The sequence below is a fragment of the Allobosea sp. CS1GBMeth4 genome, assembly GCF_900185715.1.
GTDB lineage: Bacteria > Pseudomonadota > Alphaproteobacteria > Rhizobiales > Beijerinckiaceae > Allobosea.
Map to the genome: position 1 here is coordinate 1 of NZ_FYAS01000031.1, position 17,747 is coordinate 17,747.

A 17,747-nucleotide genomic window follows, 5' to 3' on the forward strand; every position below is an offset into this window, starting at 1 on the left:
TGACCGGAACCAACACCTATTCCGGCGGGACGACGATCGCGCAGGGCACGCTGATCGGATCGGCGACGAGCTTCGGCAGCGGCGCGATCGAGATCACCGGCGCGCTGGTGATCGACCAGCCGAGCGATGCAGGCTTCGCCAATGCGATCGACGGAACCGGCTCCTTCACCAAGCGCGGCGCGGGCGATCTCGACCTGACCGGCACGAGCACGCTCGTCGGCTCGACCACCGTCGAGGCCGGCAAGCTCTCGGTCAACGGCTCGCTCGCCGCCTCGGCGGTCACCGTGATGAGCGGCGCGGAGCTCGGCGGCTCAGGCACGGTCGGCGCCACCACGATCCAGTCCGGCGCGACGATCGCCCCCGGCAACTCGATCGGCACGCTCACCGTCAACGGCGATGTCTCCTTCGCGAGCGGATCGACCTATCGGGTCGAGGTCAACGCTGCCGGCCGGAGCGACAGGATCGTCGCTTCGGGCGCGGCGATGATTGCGGACGGCACCGTCCAGGTGCTGGCCGAGAGCGGCAACTACGCGGCGGCGACGAGCTACACCATCCTGACCGCGTCGGGGGGCGTCACCGGCACCTTCAGCACGGTCACCTCGAACCTCGCCTTCCTGACGCCGTCGCTGAGTTATGACAGCCAGAACGTCACGCTGACCATGACGCGCAACGACACCGGCTTCGGCCCGGGTGATGGCGGCGGCACGACACCGGGCGGCGCCGCATCCGGCAATTACGTGGCCACGACCCGCAACCAGGGCTTCATCGCGAGCGCTGCGGAGCGGCTGGGGGGTGGCAACCCGGTCTATGACGCGCTGATCTCGGCGACGGCGGCCGAGGCAAGGGCCGGCTTCGACCTGCTCTCGGGCGAGGCGCATGCACAGGGCATCAGCGTGATGATCGACGAGAGCCGATTGGTACGCGAAACGATCCTGGGCCATCTGCGCGGACCGCTACTGACGCCGGCTCCCGGACAGGTCGCAGGCGCCTTCGCCGCCGACCTGCCGGGCCGCAAGGGCGCGGCCGTGATGCCCGCCCCGCTGCCGCTGCCGCGCTACGCGCTCTGGGGCACGGCCTTCGGTAGCACCGGCAACACCGATGGCGACGGCAATGCCGCCAGCCTCAGCCGCCGCAGCGGCGGTGCGCTGCTCGGGGCGGACATCATGCTCCATGACGCGCCGGGGTCCTCGCTGAAGGTGGGCGTCGCCGGTGGCTACAGCCAGTCGCGCTTCGATCTCGATGCCCGCCTCTCCTCGGGCAGGCTCGAGAGCGGCCATGCCGCGCTCTATGCCGGGGCGCGGTTGGGCGGCCTGCACTTCGATGCCGGCGCGGCCTATAGCTGGTCGGAGAGCGACATCCGCCGCCAAGTCCAGATCCGCGGCTTCGGCGACCTGTTGCGGCTGCAGCGCCCGGGCTCGGTGACGCAGGGCTTTGCCGAGCTCGGCTACGCCTTCGCCTTCAGCGGCTTTGCGCTCGAACCCTTCGCGCAGCTTGCCCTGATCCGGGTCTCGACCAATGCCGGTACGGAGCGTGGCGGCGCCGCAGCGCTGCGGGTGTTCGGCAGCGACCAGACGCTCGGCTTCACCACGCTCGGCCTGCGCGCCGAAGCGCAGCTCGGCGCGATGCCGCTGTTCGCCCGGGCCATGCTCGGCTGGCGCCATGGTTTCGGCGATCTGACCCCGCAAGCCCGCACCGCCTTCGTCGCCGGCACGGCCCCGGCGCAGGTCTTCGCCGCCCGGATCGACCGCGAGGCGCTGGTGGCGGAAGCCGGCCTGGACTGGCGGATCTCGCCGGCCACCGCGCTTGGCCTGACCTATTCCGCCGTCGTCGGCGAACGCTCCCGCGATCACACCCTCAAGGGCAGGGTCGAGATGCGCTTCTGACCCGGCTGCGAGGTCGTTTGAAGCAGCCTCGCGACCGTGCCGCGCCAGGAGCATGCGTGATCGGTCGGAGCTTCGGCGTCGTCCGGCCTCACGGCCTCAGCCTCTCGGCGAGGTCGCTCAGACGGCGGCCGTCCGGCCGCAATGCCATGAGGCGTCGTGCCAGGGCCGAAGCGTGCGCGCCGGCATGATCGATGAAGCGCGCGCCAGAGCAGGAGCGGCGATCAGGGCGAACGCGGAGGTGAGAAGGCCGCGGCGGGAAGGAAGCGACGCTCCACCGTTTTCCACGAGTCCACATGCCGGGTTCCGCATGCGTTCGCCGAATTGTGCCGAACCGCACCAGAGCTGCACGCTGCTAAGCTATTGAATTTGCTAGTAAGTCTGGTGCTGCTGGCAGTCCGTGGAGCCCCGTCTCTGCAGTGACTTTCCCTGCTAACACGGAAAGAAACAGGGAAAGCGCGGAAAATCGGCGTTTCTCAGCCGCAAAGTCGCGACACTTCCTTGGACAATGCAGTGAGTTAGCCAGAGCTTTCCCTGGAGCGGGAACAGGGAAGCTTCCGCTGCAGATCAGCGACCTCTAGGTCCAATCCACAATCAGGATTCCCAAGGCTGAAGGGTGGTGAATCAATCCGTTCCGGATTTTCTGATTCGGAGCGGATTGATGGGTGTGAAGCGCTGAGCGAGGCGCAGTGGACGCGGATCGCGCCGCTTCTTCCGGGCAAGGCGACGGACCCGGGCCGAACGGCGGCGGATACGCCCGTCGGACAAGGTGACCGCCACCGGGTTTCGCTCAGGCTGTCAGCATCGCGTCGCTTCGGCCTGCGAGGCCGGCTCCCATCAGCGCCGCGAGCGCCGAGATCGCGTCGGCGAGTGCAATCGTCTTCGGCCGCACGACCCGCCGGTGCTGGGGCTGGCCACGTCGCGCCCGTTCGATATTCGCCCAAGCCTCGTAATGGATCAGTCCGGTGGGGGCGGGCGAGCTTCTTCATGACACTGTGGCAGGCATCGACGCAAAAGGCCGCCGCCGGTGCCCATGGCAATGAGAAACCAGGCCACGTGCTTGGCCGCGATCTCCGCAACCCGTCTGTCGTCAGGCTCTCTGTCGGCCTCTTCAGGCGTCCGCGTCTGTCGCCTTCGACGAGGCGCTCGACCAGCAGGAAAAGGTCGGTCCAGACGGTCTGCGGGCAGAAGCCGCTCAGCGCTTCCCAATTCCGTCCAGCTCAGGCAGATCCGCTCTCAGCCAGACGAGGCGGGCTACGGCGCGCCCGGCGAGGGCCTGCAGGCGTACCAGCTCCGCTTCGTCGCGCTGGCCGTCGGCGACTTCGAGATAGCGCTCCGTCAGCAATTCGGCCAGGGCGACCGGGCTGGTGGCGGCCGCGCGCAGATGCGAGGCGGCGGGCGTGCGGATCGGCGCGGCTTCGAGTTCGAGCGCGTGTCGCCTCGCCTCCTGCGCATAGGCCGTCAGGCGGGTCTGCTCGTCCGCAGGCGCCTGAGCCGCCAGCCGCTCGAACAGATCGGCGAGCCGGCGTTCGAGCGCGGCTTCGTCGCCGGCGACCTCGCCATCGCCGCCGGCTCCGGCACGGGCGGCATGGAAGGCGCGCCGCCGCTCGCGTCGGAGGGTGGCGACATGGCCGAGCTCCTCCCGCGCCATCGCTTCCGCGGCCTGCTGAATCGGGGCGTCCTGGGCCTGTGCGGCGACATAGCTCCAGAACGCGAAGGCCCTCTCCTCGTTGCGCACCGCCATCGCCAGGGCCCGATAGGCGCTGAGCAGCTCGGGCGCGATGGTCGAGGCCCCCTCGTCGTCGAATGTCTCGGGCGGTTTCCACCGGATCAGCGAAGGGTCGGGAGCCTGCCCCTTCACGTGCCGCGACCAGCGCACCACCTGGTCGAGATGCCCGGTCTCGTCGGCGGAGAGGCCGTCGAAAACAGCGGCGAGGCCTGGATTGCCTTCCTCCCGCATCCGCCTGGCGATCTCCGCGTAACGCTCGGCGGCCTCCTGCTCCATCGCATGGGCGAGCGCAAACAGCTCCTCCAATGACCTGACCGGGGCGGACGGCTCAGCTTTCAGCAGCGACATCTGACCTCCTCATCGGACGTTCATGGCGTGAAATCCTGCCCGTCAACTTGCGGCAGATCAAACAACACCGCCCCCGGCGGGATAGGAGTCTCTCCGCCGATCGCCGTCCAGGCAATCGGCAAAAAACCTGATCGAGGGGGAACCAGCGTCCCCCCTGTCGCGTTCCACGCCGGATAATCCGCAGTGGGAACCTTGTCAGATAGGACGATTCCCGTTGGCCTGCACGCCGTCGCCTCGACGCCCGCACCTCGCAGAATTCGCGCGCTTGATGGTGGCGGCGGCGCTTGTCATCCTCGCGCTCATGCTTGCAGGGCCGGCCACGGCTGCGGGGCGGCTGCAGGAATTCCTCCCGAAGATCCAGGCCAGCGCGTTTTTTGCGCAGGCGGACCGTTTCGGGCCCGTGCAGGGCGATCCGCCGCTGGCTCCCGCCTATCGCGGCGACCAGCTCCTCGGCTTCGTTTACCTGAACTCCGACTTCGCCAACGCGACCGGCTATTCCGGCAAGCCGATCCACATGCTGGTCGGCATCGACCCGGAGGGCGTCGTCCGCGGGCTCAGGCTCGTCGATCACAAGGAGCCGATCGTTCTGATCGGCATCCCCGAGCAGCGCATCGTCGACTCGATGAACCGGCTCATCGGCAAGGATCTCAGGCCGGTGGCCGCGGGGGCGGAGCGCCCGCCGCAGGTCGACATCGTCAGCGGCGCGACCGTCACGGTTCTGGTGATGGGCGACAGCGTCGTGCGCTCGGCCGTGCGCCTGATCAAGAGCGGACGGCTCGGCGCCGGCGGGCACCCCGGTTCCGTGGCGGGGGCGGCGCCGGCGGTCAGGACGGTCGACCTCAAGCAGAGCGAGGCGCGCGACTGGGACACGCTCATCGGCGACGGCTCGGTGCGCCGGCTCTCTCTGACGATCGGCGAGGTCAGCGAAGCCTTCGCGAAGGCCGGAAACCAGGCCGCCGCCGACAATCCCGAACCTGGTGATGCCAGCGAGCCGTTCATCGATCTCTATGTAGCTCCGGTCAGCGTGCCGACCATCGGCCGCAGTCTTCTCGGCGATGGCGCCTATGAGCAACTGCGCGCCCGGCTGAAACCGGAGCAGCAGGCGATCCTGGTCGCGGGGAATGGCGCGTATTCGTTCAAGGGCTCCGGCTATGTCCGCGGCGGCATCTTCGACCGCATCGAGCTCCTCCAGGACGGGCAGAGCACCCGCTTCCGCGATCGAAATCATACCCGGCTTGGCGCAATCTCCGCCGAGGGGGCGCCCGATCTGCGTGAGATCGCCCTGTTCGTCGTTCCCGAGGAATTGAAGCTCGACCTCTCCGAGCCCTGGCAGCTGCAGTTGCTGGTCCAGCGCAATGTCGGCGCACGCGACAAGGCGTTCCTGACCTACGAGCTCGCCTATGCGCTTCCGGATCGGTATCTGCGCGTCGAGCAGCAGGCGCCGGCAGCGGCAGCTCCAGCGCAGCCGGCCCCGGATGCGCCACGGCTCGCCGGCAACGATCGGGCGGCGGAACCCGGCCAGGCCGGCGCCGATTCCCTCGGCGGCGCGCTGGACGAGCCGCTATGGCTGCGGATCTGGCGGTCCAACACCGTCTCGATCGGCATAACCGCCGCCGCGATCCTCGTCCTCACGGCCATCTTCTTCTTCCAGGACGCGTTGGTCCGGCGCCCCCGGACCTACGTCTGGGTCCGGCGCGCCTATCTCGCCTTCACCCTCGTCTGGCTCGGCTGGTACGCCAATGCGCAGCTCTCGGTCGTCAACGTCCTGACCTTCACCAACGCTCTGATCACGGGCTTCAACTGGGAGTTCTTCCTGGCCGCGCCGCTGATCTTCATCCTCTGGACGGCCATCGCCGCGGCGCTGCTGTTCTGGGGACGCGGCCCCTTCTGCGGCTGGCTCTGTCCGTTCGGCGCGCTTCAGGAGCTGACCAACAATCTCGCGCAATGGCTGAGGGTGCCGCAGATCAAGGTCCCCTGGGGCCTGCACGAGCGGCTCTGGCCGGTCAAATACATGATCTTCCTCGGCCTGTTCGGCCTGTCGCTCTACTCGGTCGCGCTGGCGGAGGTGCTCGCCGAGGTCGAGCCGTTCAAGACCGCGATCATCCTCAAATTCGCGCGCGACTGGCCCTTCGTTATCTACGCGTTGACGCTGCTCGCGGCGGGGCTGTTCATCGAGCGCTTCTTCTGTCGCTATCTCTGCCCCCTCGGGGCCGCGCTCGCGATCCCCGGACGGATCCGCATGTTCGAATGGCTGAAACGCTGGCCCGAATGCGGCTCGCCCTGCCAGCGCTGCGCCAAGGAATGCCCGGTGCAGTCGATCCACCCGGAAGGGCAGATCAACGTCAACGAGTGCATCTACTGCATGCACTGCCAGGAGCTCTACCACGACGATCACCGCTGCCCGCACATGATCCAGGTGCGGCTGAAGCGCGAGCGGCGCGACGCGCTCTCATCCCCGTCCGTGCGCCAGAGCAAAGAAGGAGGGCGAGGGCCTGCTAAGCCGGCCATCACCCATATGGGCAAGCCGATCCGGGATGCCGATCCGGCCGAGGCGCCAACCGCTGGTTGACGGCTCGGCCACAGGCCCACAGCAACGAGGAGACTGCCATGTCAGAGGAAAGCAGGAAGAAGGGACTGAGCCGGCGCGACATGCTCGGGACGACCGCAGCGGTCGGCGCAGCGGGAGCCGCCGGCGTCGCGGGCGGCCTCGCCCTTGCGCCGTCGGGCGCGATCACCCCCGCCGAGGCGCAGACCCGGCCGGCTGCTCCGGCGCGTCCCGCGGTGGCGAACAAATACGAGGTCAAGCCCGGCGAGCTCGACGAGTATTACGTGTTCTTCTCGAGCGGCCAGACCGGCGAGGTCCGCGTCGTCGGCTGCCCGTCGATGCGCGAGCTGATGCGCATCCCGGTCTTCAACCGCGACAGCGCCACCGGCTGGGGACAGACCAATGAGAGCCTGAGGGTCCTCACCGAAGGGCTCACGCCGGAGAGCCGCGAATTCCTGAAGGACAAGGGCGGAATCTATCTCAACGGCGACCTGCACCACCCGCACCCGTCCTTCACCGACGGCACCTATGACGGGCGCTATCTCTTCGCCAACGACAAGGCGAACACGCGCGTCTGCCGCATCCGCCTCGACGTGATGAAGTGCGACAAGATCATTCAGCTGCCGAACCAGCACACCGTGCATGGCCTGCGCGTGCAGAAATATCCCAAGACTGGTTACGTCTTCTGCAATGGCGAGGATCGCGTTCCGATTCCGAACGACGGCAAGATCCTGAACGACCCGAAGAAATACGCCTCGATCTTCTCGGCGGTCGACGGCGAGACCATGAGGGTGGCTTGGCAGGTCAAGGTCGACGGCAACCTCGACAATGTCGATGCCGACTATCAGGGCAAGTACGCTTGGGCGACCTGCTACAATTCCGAGGAGGGCGTCACCCTCGCGGAAATGATGGCGAAGGAGCAGGACTGGGTCGTCGTCTTCAACCTCAAGCGCATTGAGGAGGCGGTCAAGAACGGCGAGTTCGAGACCCTGGGCGGCGTTCCTGTTCTCGACGGACGCGCCGGCTCGAAGTTCACGCGCTACATCCCGGTGCCGAACAGTCCGCACGGCATCAACACCGCCCCGGATGGAATCCATTTTGTCGCCAACGGCAAGCTGTCGCCGACCGTGACGGTGTTCGACGCCCGCAAGCTCGACGACCTCTTCGACGACAAGATCAAGCCGCGCGACGTCGTCGTGGCGGAGCCGGAGCTCGGCCTCGGACCGCTGCACACCGCCTATGACGGCAAGGGCAACGCCTATACGACGCTGTTCCTCGACAGCCAGGTGGTGAAATGGAACATCGACCTGGCGAAGCGGGCGTTCAAAGGCGAGAAGGTCAACCCGGTCCTCCAGAAGCTCGATGTCCACTACCAGCCCGGCCACAACCACACCTCGATGGGCCAGACTAAGGAGGCCGACGGCAAGTGGCTGATATCACTGAATAAGTTCTCGAAGGATCGGTTCCTCAACGTCGGACCGCTCAAGCCGGAGAACGACCAGCTGATCGACATCTCTGGCGACCGGATGGTGCTCGTGCATGACGGCCCGAGCTTCGCCGAGCCGCACGACGCCACCCTGGTGCACCGCTCGAAGATCAACCCGCTGCACGTCTGGAAGCGCGACGACCCGTTCTTCGCGCCCGCCGTGCAGCAGGCCAAGGCGGACGGAGTCACGCTCGAGCAGGATTCGAAGGTGGTCCGCGATGGCAACAAGGTGCGCGTCTACATGACGTCGGCGGCGCCGGCCTTCGGCCTTGAGGACTTCACCGTCAAGCAGGGCGACGAGGTCACCGTCTACGTCACCAATATCGACGAGGTCGAGGATCTCACCCACGGCTTCTGCATCACCAACTACGGCATCAACATGGAGGTCGCGCCGCAGGCGACGGCGTCCGTGACCTTCACCGCCTCGAAGCCCGGCGTCTATTGGTACTACTGCTCCTGGTTCTGCCATGCGATGCACATGGAGATGAAGGGGCGGATGTTCGTCGAGCCGCAAGCGACCTGAGCATGCAGCCTGTCCGCACCACCGTGCGCCTGGGGCTGGCAGCGATGTTCGCCGCCAGCTTCGCCCTGCCCGCGCGCGCCGAACGGATCCTCGTCGGGCCGGGCAGCGAGGATCTCCAAGCCATCCTGGACCGGGCAGCCGAGGGCGATGTCGTCGTCCTGCGCGCCGGCGAGCACCGCGCGCCCGTCCGCCTCGACCGCAGGCTCGTCCTCGAGGGCGAGCCTGGGGCGGTGCTGGCCGGCGCCGGGCATGGCAGCGTCGTGACGGTCTCCGCTCCGGGGGCCGTGGTCCGCGGCCTCACCATTCGTGGCTCCGGCACCGATGCCGAGAAGCTCGATTCGGGAGTGTTCCTCGCGAAGTCCGCCAGCCGGGCGATCGTCGAGGCGAACCGGATCGAAGGCAATCTCTACGGCATCTATCTGCACGGCGCCGAGCAGGCGATCGCGCGCGGCAACACGATCATCGGCATCAGGCAAGGCCGGGTGAACGAAGCCGGCAACGGCATCTCGGTCTGGAACGCGGCCGGCGCCAAGGTACTCGACAACGACGTCTCGTTCGGACGGGACGGCATCTTCTCGATCACCAGTAGGAACAACGTCTTCAAGGGCAACCGCTTCCGTGACCTGCGCTTCGCGGTCCACTATATGTACACCAACGACAGCGAGATCGCCGACAACGTCTCGACCGGCAATACAGTGGGCTTTGCGATCATGTACTCGCACCGGCTGAAGGTGAGCGGCAACCTCTCCGACGGCGACCGCGACCATGGCTTCCTGTTCAACTACGCCAACGGCTCGCAGATCAGCGGCAACACGGTGCTTGGTCGCCTCCAGCCGGCAGAGCGCTGGATGACCTCCGGCATGCGCACGAACGAGGCGCGCGAGCATGGGCTGCCAGTGGCCGGCGAGGCCGAGCCGCTCGTCGCCGCTGGTGCGCGCAGCGGGCCGGGGAAATGCGTCTTCATCTACAACGCCAATCGGAACCGCTTCCGCGACAACTGGTTCGAGGGCTGCGAGATCGGCATCCATTTCACCGCGGGTTCCGAAGGCAACGAGATCGCCGGCAACGCCTTCGTCAGGAACCAGAACCAGGTGAAATATGTCGGGACGCGCTATCTCGACTGGTCGAAGGGCGGGCGCGGCAATTTCTGGAGCGACAACCCCGCCTTCGACCTCAACGGTGATGGGCTGGGCGACAGCGCCTATCGGCCGAACGATCTGATGGACAAGGTGCTCTGGACCGCGCCCCAGGCGAAGCTGCTCGCCAATTCGCCCGCCGTGCAGGTGATCCGCTGGGCACAGGCGCAGTTCCCGGCGCTCTTGCCGGGAGGCGTGGTCGACAGTCACCCACTGATGACGCCACCGACCCGCCCCAGGCCGACTCTCGGTGGCCGGTTATGACCGCGACCGTCGAAATCGCCAAGGTGACCAAGCGCTTCGGCAAGGTCGAGGCGGTCCGCGACGTCTCTTTCTCGCTGCCGGAAGGCGCGACCATCGCCCTGGTCGGCCATAACGGGGCCGGTAAGACCACGCTGCTGAAACTGATGCTCGGCCTGATCCGGCCGTCGCAAGGGCGCATCGCCGTACTCGGCGAGGATCCGGCCGCGGGCGAATTCGCAGCCCGCCGCCATCTCGGCTACCTGCCGGAGAACGTCTCGTTCAATGCGGCGCTGACCGGGCGCGAGACCCTCGCCTTCTATGCCCGCCTCAAGCGCGAAGGTGGGGACGCCGTGGCGCCGCTGCTGGAGCGCGTCGGTCTCGGCCATGCCGCAGACCGCCGGGTCGGAACCTATTCGAAGGGCATGCGGCAGCGCCTCGGCCTGGCACAGGCGCTGCTGGGCGAGCCGCGCATCCTCCTGCTCGACGAGCCGACGACGGGCCTCGATCCTGCGCTGCGCCAGAGCTTCTACGAGATCGTCGAGGCGTTGCGGCGGCGGGGCGCGACGGTTCTCCTGTCGTCGCATGCGCTCACCGAGCTGGAGGAGCGCGCCGGCCGCGTGGTGATCATGAATCGCGGTCTCAAGGTCGCCGATGGCAGCCTCGACGAGCTGCGCCATATCGCCCGCCTGCCCACTCGCATCCGCCTGACGGTCGCGGCCTCCGGCCTTGCAGAGGTCGAGGGGCGGCTCGCTCCGCTCGGGGCCTGGCGTCGCGTCAACGGCCATATGCTGGAGATCGACGCCGCCCCGGATCGCAAGATCGAATTGCTGCGGCGCGCCACCGCCGAGGGGCTTCCCGTCGAGGATGTCGAGGTGGCTCCGCCGACCCTCGACGAGCTCTACGCCCATTTCCTCCGCTCGCAGGAGGTGCCGCTGTGAGGACCATCCTGATCGTCGCGCGCAAGGAGATCCAGGAGGGCCTGCGCAACCGCTGGGTCCTCGCCACCACCTTGCTGCTGGCGGCCCTCGCCCTGACGCTCACCTTCCTGGGCAGCGCCCCGACCGGGCAAGTCGGAGTGCGCGCCCTCGACGTGGTCATCGTCAGCCTCTCCAGCCTGACCATCTTCCTGCTGCCGCTGATCGCCCTGCTGATCTCGCACGACGCCATCGTCGGCGAGATGGAGCGCGGCACCATGCTGCTGCTGCTGAGCTATCCGGTGGCGCGCTGGCAGGTCGTGCTCGGCAAGTTCGTCGGCCATCTCGCGATCCTGACCTTCGCGACCTTGGTCGGCTACGGCGCGGCGGCCGCCGCCCTGGTCGCGACCGGCGCCGCCATCGATCCGCAGAGCTGGGCCGCTTTCGCCGCCATGGTCGGCTCCTCGGTCCTGCTGGGCGCCGCCTTCATCGCGGTCGGCTATCTGGTCAGCGCGCTCGTCAGGGAGCGCGGCACGGCGGCCGGCATCGCCATCGGCATCTGGCTGGTCTTCGTCCTGATCTACGACATGGCCCTGCTCGGCGTCCTGGTCATGGACCAGGGACAGACGGTCACGGGCGCGGCGCTGAACGCGCTGCTGCTGCTCAACCCGACCGATGCCTATCGCCTCTTCAATCTCACCGGCTCCGGCAATGTCAGCGCCTTTGCCGGCATGGCCGGCGTCGCGCAGACCGCCACCCTGAGCCCGCCGGTCCTACTCGCCGCGCTCGCGGCCTGGGCGCTGGTTCCGCTCGCGCTCGCGGCGCTCGCTTTCTCGAGGAGGGAACTATGAGGGTTCTCGTCATCTCCGCTGTCCTGGCCGTGGGCCTCGGCCTCGGCGGCTGCAACGAGCAGAAGGCGGCTGAGACGCCGCCGCCGCATGAGCTGACGCAGGTCGCGATGGGCCATTATTGCGGCATGAACGTGCTCGAGCATCCCGGTCCGAAGGGCCAGATCATCCTGGCGAGCCGACTCCAGCCGGTCTGGTTCTCCTCGGCCCGCGACACGCTTTCCTTCACGATGCTGCCGGAGGAGGCGAAGGACATTCGGGCCATCTATGTCTCCGACATGGGCAAGGCGCCGAGCTGGGAGGAGCCCGGAGCGGCCAACTGGATCGATGCCCGGAAGGCCGCCTTCGTGATCGGCAGCCGGATGAAGGGTGGCATGGGCGCCGATGAGGCCGTGCCGTTCTCCGACAGGAGCGCGGCGGAGAAGTTCGCCTTGGAAAACGGCGGGCGCGTCGTCGCGTTTCCGGAGGTGCCGAAGGGGTATGTCCTCGGTGGCGGCGCCGAGCCGGCGGAGCAGGAGCATGGCGAAGGCGGGCAGACCGACGGCCCGGCTGCGCCGGCCTCCCAGACCGGACACTAGGAGGCCGCGATGTCTTCCCACCTCTCGCGCAGGCGCTTCATCGGCATCAGCGCCGCCGCGGCCGGGCTGAACCTGCTTCCCCTCGGCGGCAGGGCAGGAGCGCAGGCCCCGCTCGTCACCTGGCAGGGCCAGGTCATGGGCGCTGCCGCGAGCCTGCAGATCCATCACCCCGACCGGGCCGCTGCCGAGCGGCTGATCGAGCGGGCACTGGGGGAGATGCGCCGGGTCGAACGGGTGTTCAGCCTCTACCGGGACGATTCGGCGCTGTCCGTGCTCAATCGCCGGGGCGTGCTGCTCGCCCCGCCCGCCGAGCTCGTGACCCTGCTGGCGGAGTGCCGCCGTTATTTCGAGCTGACCGGCGGCCGCTTCGATCCGACGGTGCAGGCGCTCTGGGGCCTCTATCGCGAGCATTTCTCCCGGCCCGGGGCCGATCCGCAGGGGCCCCCCGCGCCGACGCTGCAGGCCACCCTCGCCCGGGTCGGATTCGACCAGGTCGGTTTCGACCAGGACCGGATCGTCTTCCATCGGCCGGGAATGGCCCTCACCCTCAACGGCATCGCCCAGGGCTGGGCGACCGACCGGGTCGTGGCCTTGCTGCGCCGAGAAGGCGTCGTGAGCAGCCTGGTCGACATGGGCGAGAGCAGGGCGCTCGGCGCGCGACCCGACGGCACGCCATGGCGGATCGGGATCGCGGATCCGGATCGGCCGGACCGGGTGGCATCGACCCTGGACGCGGTCGACGAGGCGGTCGCGACGTCCGGAGCCTATGGCTTCCGCTTCGATCCGGCCGGGCGTTTCAACCATCTCTTCGATCCGCGAGCCGGCACCTGTGCGCACGTGCATGAATCGGTGACCGTGGTGATGCCGACCGCGACTGCGGCAGACGCCCTTTCCACCGCCTTCAGCCTGATGGTGCCCGCGGATATCGAACGGACGCTCCGCCGTCTGGGGGATGGGCGGGCCGGCATCGTCTCCGCGTCGGGCGCGCGCCTCGAGTTCCGAGCCTGAGCCGACTGCGGCGTGGGCGGACCGAGCACGGTGATCTTGGCACCATGATCGACAAGCGTCTCGACCAGGCCCAATCCGAGCCCGCGGCTGCCGCCGGTGACCACGACATTCTTGTCCTGCAAACTCATGTCTACGCGCTCCGATCATGTGATGGAGCTAAGACGAATGGGGAAACGAAAAGGAGTCAGGCAGCGGGCGGCAGCGAGCCATCTTCCGGCGAGGGGTCGACGGGCAGCGCCAGAGGGAGGCATTGGGCGACGGCCGAAAGCCGACCGAGAAGGCAAGTGGTTGACGAAGGCGCGGCTGTCAGCTTCTGGCGCGCCGCCAGCCGGCCGCCTGCGCGTCTGTTTCGTTACGGAACCACCGTTCGCCACGCCACCAGTGGACGACTGTTGCCTCGTAATAGCGCTGGCCAGGCATGTGATTGACGTTGCGCTGGTTATCCAGTTTGAAGTTCGTTCTGGCCCATTGAGAGGACCAGAGCATGAAGTGCAGCCGCTTCTGGGAAGAGCAGATCATCGCGATCTTGAAGGAACAGGAGTCTGGGGTCTCGGTCGCCGATCTGTGCCGCAAGCACGGTGTGAGCGACGCCACATCTACAAATGGAAGGCGAAGTTCGGCGGGGTGGACGTGTCCGAGGCCCGGCTCCTTCGATGCTTTCGACGACGGCACGCCGTTCTAGACTGCGAAAAGCGGTCATCTCCAGCCGCCGCTCTGGGCCACTCTCGGCTGGTCAACTGCCGGCCTAAGCAGAATGCCCTGAAGCAGACGTTCTCGACGTCGGCTAGGAGCCAGGGGCGGTCATAGCCGAATTGCGAACCTGTCTCTTTCCGAAGCTGCCCCGTCTCTGGCCTGCGGGCGCTGGAAAAGTCGGAAAATCCGAAATGGCACGTCAGAGAGAGGCGCCAGGCTGGCCGAGAGTTCGGCGCGTGAGCGCCGGCTGATCATTGCGCTCTACCGGTCGCTAGATTCGCAAGTGACGCCGGAAGTGCGGCTTTTCCGCACCGTTGGAAAATCGCCGGTTATCCGCGAGATGGCTGGTGCTGCCGGAGAGGATTGAACTCTCGACCTCTCCCTTACCAAGGGAGTGCTCTACCACTGAGCTACGGCAGCAGGACCGCGCGGGGTGCTGGCGTTTCGGGTCCGGGAGACCCTGGAAGGCGCCGCGCCGTTCCGAAGCGGCGTCCTGATGCCACAAGCCCCGCGCCGACGCAACCTGTTACGCACGTATCCCTGCATCTGAAACGCAGCGAGGGCTCCGCGTTCGCCCGCCCGCGCCCGGAGCTTGCCTTTCCGGCTTGCTCAGTCAGGCAGCAGCAGGCGCTGGTCGATGCGGAACAGCCTTCCGTCGCCGAGCAGATGGGCGGACAAGCCCAGGCCGAACAGCGGCCGGAAGGCGGCGTCGCGAACATTGAGGCCGCCGGCATAGGCGCCCATCGCCGGCATGACGCAGCGGCTCGGCGACAGCGCGAAGCAGCGCCGGCGCAGCGCCCGGCCGCGCATGCGGACCTTGGCGGCGGGGTGGAGATGGCCGGCGATCTCCGGCATCGCCCCGGCGAGGCTCGGCTCATGCCGCAGCCTGACGCCGCGGAGGTGGAACTCGTCGACCACCGTGCCGCCCATCGCGGCCGAGATCGCAGGATCGTGGTTGCCGCTGATCCAGAGCCAGTCGCGGCCCGCCTGGCAGGCGCGCAGGCTCGCAAGGCAGGCATCGTCGATCCGCGCCTCGGCGCCTCCGTCGTGGAAGGAATCGCCGAGCGCGACCACGCGCGCCGGCTGGTAGCGCCGGATCGCGGCGCCGAGCAGCCGCAGCGTCGCGGCGGAATCATAAGGCGGCAGCAGGACGCCGCGCGCCGCATAGGCCGAGCCCTTCTCCAGATGCAGGTCGGCGACGACGAGCGTGCGCTCGTCGGGCAAATAGAGCGCGCCGGACAGGTCCGGCACGAGCGCGAGCCGGCCGAGCATGAAGGCTTCGGCCGCCACCTCTCCCGTCTCCTTCGCCGCCAGGTTCACGCCATCGCCTCTTCGAGCATCTGCGCTTCCGCCTCGGCCAGGATCTCGTCGGCCGCTTCGCCATGGACCGCCTCGCGCCCGATCTCGAGCATGACCGAGACCGAGAGCGGCGAGACGTGATCGAGCGGCTGATGCACGATTCGCCCGCTGATCCGTGTCAGCATCTGACCCAGGCGGCCGATGTCGAGCAAGCCGGTCGCGGCGTCGGCGCGTGCGGCACGCAGCAGCACATGGTCGGGTTGGTGCCGGCGCAGCACGTCGTAGACCAGGTCGGTCGAGATCGTCACCTGCCGCCCGCTCTTCTCCTGGCCAGGGAAGCGGCGCTCGATCAGCCCGCCGATCACGGCGCAGGAACGGAAGGTGCGCTTCATCAGCGCCGATTCCGCCAGCCACTCCTCGAGATCGTCGCCGAGCATGTCCTGTGCGAAGAGTTCGTCGAGCGACAGCGCTCCGCGCGCGATCGCCGCTCCCATGTCGCCGAGCGTCCAGACGGCGATGCCGTAATCGTTGCAGACGAAGCCGAGCGGCTTCAGCCGCGCGCGCTCGAGCCGGCGCGTCAGCAGCATGCCGAGCGTCTGGTGGGCGAGGCGCCCTTCGAAGGGATAGGCGACGAGGAAAAAGCGCCCGGCCCGCGGAAAGGTCTCGACCAGGAGCTCGCCCGGCTTGGGCAGGCGCGATTTCAGCCGCTGCGCCTGCAGCCAGGACGAGACCTCGTCCGGCAGCTTCGCCCAGCCCTTCGGCGAGGCGAGAATGGCGCGGACGCGTGCGGCGAGAAAGGTCGAGAGCGGGAACTTGCCGCCGGCATAGGACGGAATCTTCGGGTCGGTGCCGGCCGCGGTGCGCGAGCAGACCACCTCGTTCTCGACGATGCCCTCGAAGCGCAGCACCTCGCCGGCGAAGACGAAGGTGTCGCCCGGCGTCATCGTCTCGGCGAAATACTCCTCCAGTTCGCCGAGCACGCGCCCGCCGCGGCGGAGCATGGGCTGGCTCCCGGGCCGGGCCGGCCGCGCCCGCCCGAGCCGGACCTTCAGCATGGTCGCCTCGACGATGGTGCCGACATTCATCCGGTATTGCTGGATCACCCGGGCATTGCTGGCGCGATAGAGCCCGTCCTTGCCCCGCCTGAGCTTGGCGAAGCGCTCATAGCTCTTCAGCGCATAGCCGCCGGTCGCGACGAAATCGACCACCGCGTCGAAATCGCTGCGGGCGAGATCGGCATAGGGCGAGGCGGTGCGGACCTCCGCGTAGAACGCGTCGGGGTCGAAACCGTCCGAGCAGGCGACCCCCAGCACATGCTGGGCGAGCACGTCGAGCGCTCCGATCCGCGGCGGCGGCGTATCCTGCGCCGCTTCCGCCACCGCATCGAGAGCGGCGCGGCATTCCAGCAATTCGAAGCGGTTCGAGGGCACCAGAAGCGCCTGCGAAGGCTCGTCCATGCGGTGGTTGGAGCGGCCGATCCGCTGCATCAGCCGGCTCGCGCCCTTGGGCGCACCGACATTGACGACGAGGTCGACATCGCCCCAGTCGATGCCGAGATCGAGCGTCGCGGTGCAGACCACGGCCTTGAGCCTGCCTGCCGCCATCGCCGCCTCGACCTTGCGGCGCTGGCCGACATCGAGCGAGCCGTGATGCAGCGCGATCGGCAGCGTCTCGTCATTGATGCTCCAGAGCGCCTGGAACATGAACTCGGCCTGCATGCGGGTGTTGACGAAGACGAGCGTCAATGTGTGCGCCCGGATCGCGGCGTAGATGTCGCCGACCGCGTGGGCGGTGACGTGTCCGGCGAGCGGCAGGCGGTTGCGCGTCTGCATGATCCCGATCTGCGCCTGCGCGCCGCCGGTGACGGTGACGAGGCCGGACGGCGTGCCGGCGCCGCCGAGATAGGCCTGCAGGTCGGCCGGCTCGCGCACCGTCGCCGAGAGGCCGACCGCGCTCATCTGCGGCGCCAGGGCCCGCAGCCGCGCGAGATCGAGCGAGAGCAGGTCGCCGCGCTTCGAGGTGACCAGCGCGTGCAGCTCGTCGAGGACGACGCGGCGCAACCCGGCGAAGAACGGTTTCGCGTCGCGGTGCGAGACCAGGAGGGCGAGCTGCTCCGGCGTGGTCAAAAGGATGTCTGGCGGCCGCTCGATCTGGCGGGCGCGCTTGGCCGGCGAGGTGTCGCCGGTGCGGGTCTCGACTTTGACGTTGAGCCCCATCTCGCGGATCGGCGTCTCGAGATTGCGGGCGATGTCGACGGCGAGCGCCTTCAGCGGCGAGACATAGAGCGTGTGCAGGCCGTCGCTCGTTCCCGCGCCCTTGCCGCCGCGCCGGGTCAGCTCGACCAGCGAGGGCAGGAAGCCGGCGAGCGTCTTGCCGGCGCCGGTCGGCGCGACCAAGAGGGTCGAGCGCCCGGCCCGGGCCTCCTCCAGCAGCGCGAGCTGATGCGCCCTGACGCTCCAGCCGCGGCTGGCGAACCAGGCGGAGAAGGCGGGTGGGAGAGGCGAGGGCGCATCCATC

The 17,747-nt window shown here is 68.2% G+C and carries 11 protein-coding genes, 1 tRNA gene and 2 pseudogenes; 9 read left to right on the forward strand and 5 right to left on the reverse strand.

Annotated features, from left to right (window positions below):
* On the forward strand, positions 1-1,883 hold a 1,883-nt coding region (locus CS1GBM4_RS18695), incomplete at its 5' end, for an autotransporter domain-containing protein (RefSeq protein ID WP_186420261.1).
* Positions 1,884-3,075: 1,192 nt separating this feature from the next.
* Here the strand turns inward: CS1GBM4_RS18695 and CS1GBM4_RS18700 are convergent.
* Positions 3,076-3,957, reverse strand: a complete 882-nt coding sequence (locus CS1GBM4_RS18700; RefSeq protein WP_186420262.1) for a ferritin family protein — start codon at positions 3,955-3,957, stop codon at positions 3,076-3,078.
* Between the two features lie 301 nt (positions 3,958-4,258).
* Between CS1GBM4_RS18700 and CS1GBM4_RS18705 the strand changes: the two genes are divergently transcribed.
* The 7 genes from CS1GBM4_RS18705 to CS1GBM4_RS18735 all read left to right on the forward strand — a co-directional run bounded on the left by CS1GBM4_RS18705 (position 4,259) and on the right by CS1GBM4_RS18735 (position 13,238).
* Positions 4,259-6,526, forward strand: coding sequence for a NosR/NirI family protein (locus tag CS1GBM4_RS18705; RefSeq protein WP_244607312.1), 2,268 nt, complete (start codon positions 4,259-4,261; stop codon positions 6,524-6,526).
* Between the two features lie 38 nt (positions 6,527-6,564).
* Complete coding sequence (gene nosZ, locus CS1GBM4_RS18710; protein ID WP_186420264.1) at positions 6,565-8,511, forward strand: TAT-dependent nitrous-oxide reductase; 1,947 nt, start codon at positions 6,565-6,567, stop codon at positions 8,509-8,511.
* Positions 8,512-8,513: 2 nt separating this feature from the next.
* Complete coding sequence (locus tag CS1GBM4_RS18715) at positions 8,514-9,911, forward strand: nitrous oxide reductase family maturation protein NosD (RefSeq protein WP_186420265.1); 1,398 nt, start codon at positions 8,514-8,516, stop codon at positions 9,909-9,911.
* Positions 9,908-10,828 carry an ABC transporter ATP-binding protein gene (locus tag CS1GBM4_RS18720; RefSeq protein WP_186420266.1) on the forward strand — a complete coding sequence of 307 codons (921 nt, stop codon included), beginning with the start codon at positions 9,908-9,910 and terminating at the stop codon, positions 10,826-10,828. The genes CS1GBM4_RS18715 and CS1GBM4_RS18720 overlap by 4 nt, the downstream gene beginning before the upstream one ends.
* A complete protein-coding gene (locus CS1GBM4_RS18725; protein ID WP_186420267.1) occupies positions 10,825-11,655 on the forward strand; it encodes an ABC transporter permease subunit in 831 nt (276 codons plus the stop codon). The genes CS1GBM4_RS18720 and CS1GBM4_RS18725 overlap by 4 nt, the downstream gene beginning before the upstream one ends.
* A complete protein-coding gene (locus CS1GBM4_RS18730; protein ID WP_186420268.1) occupies positions 11,652-12,230 on the forward strand; it encodes a nitrous oxide reductase accessory protein NosL in 579 nt (192 codons plus the stop codon). The genes CS1GBM4_RS18725 and CS1GBM4_RS18730 overlap by 4 nt, the downstream gene beginning before the upstream one ends.
* Positions 12,231-12,365: 135 nt before the next feature.
* Entirely contained in the window at positions 12,366-13,238 is an 873-nt protein-coding gene (locus CS1GBM4_RS18735; RefSeq protein WP_244607301.1) for an FAD:protein FMN transferase, read from the forward strand.
* A 23-nt stretch (positions 13,239-13,261) separates the two neighbouring features.
* Here the strand turns inward: CS1GBM4_RS18735 and CS1GBM4_RS24845 are convergent.
* Positions 13,262-13,366 (reverse strand): annotated as a pseudogene (locus CS1GBM4_RS24845) (short-chain dehydrogenase); the annotation flags it as partial.
* Positions 13,367-13,722: 356 nt separating this feature from the next.
* Between CS1GBM4_RS24845 and CS1GBM4_RS18740 the strand changes: the two are divergent.
* Positions 13,723-13,892, forward strand: a pseudogene (locus tag CS1GBM4_RS18740) (transposase); the annotation flags it as partial.
* Positions 13,893-14,276: 384 nt separating this feature from the next.
* Here CS1GBM4_RS18740 and CS1GBM4_RS18745 read toward each other — a convergent pair.
* From CS1GBM4_RS18745 to CS1GBM4_RS18755, 3 genes are all read right to left on the reverse strand, one after another.
* Positions 14,277-14,351, reverse strand: a tRNA-Thr gene (locus CS1GBM4_RS18745).
* A gap of 189 nt (positions 14,352-14,540) precedes the next feature.
* Positions 14,541-15,251, reverse strand: coding sequence for a ligase-associated DNA damage response endonuclease PdeM (gene pdeM, locus CS1GBM4_RS18750; RefSeq protein WP_348522334.1), 711 nt, complete (start codon positions 15,249-15,251; stop codon positions 14,541-14,543).
* Complete coding sequence (locus tag CS1GBM4_RS18755) at positions 15,248-17,746, reverse strand: ligase-associated DNA damage response DEXH box helicase (RefSeq protein WP_186420270.1); 2,499 nt, start codon at positions 17,744-17,746, stop codon at positions 15,248-15,250. The genes pdeM and CS1GBM4_RS18755 overlap by 4 nt, the downstream gene beginning before the upstream one ends.
* Position 17,747: the final 1 nt, after the last annotated feature.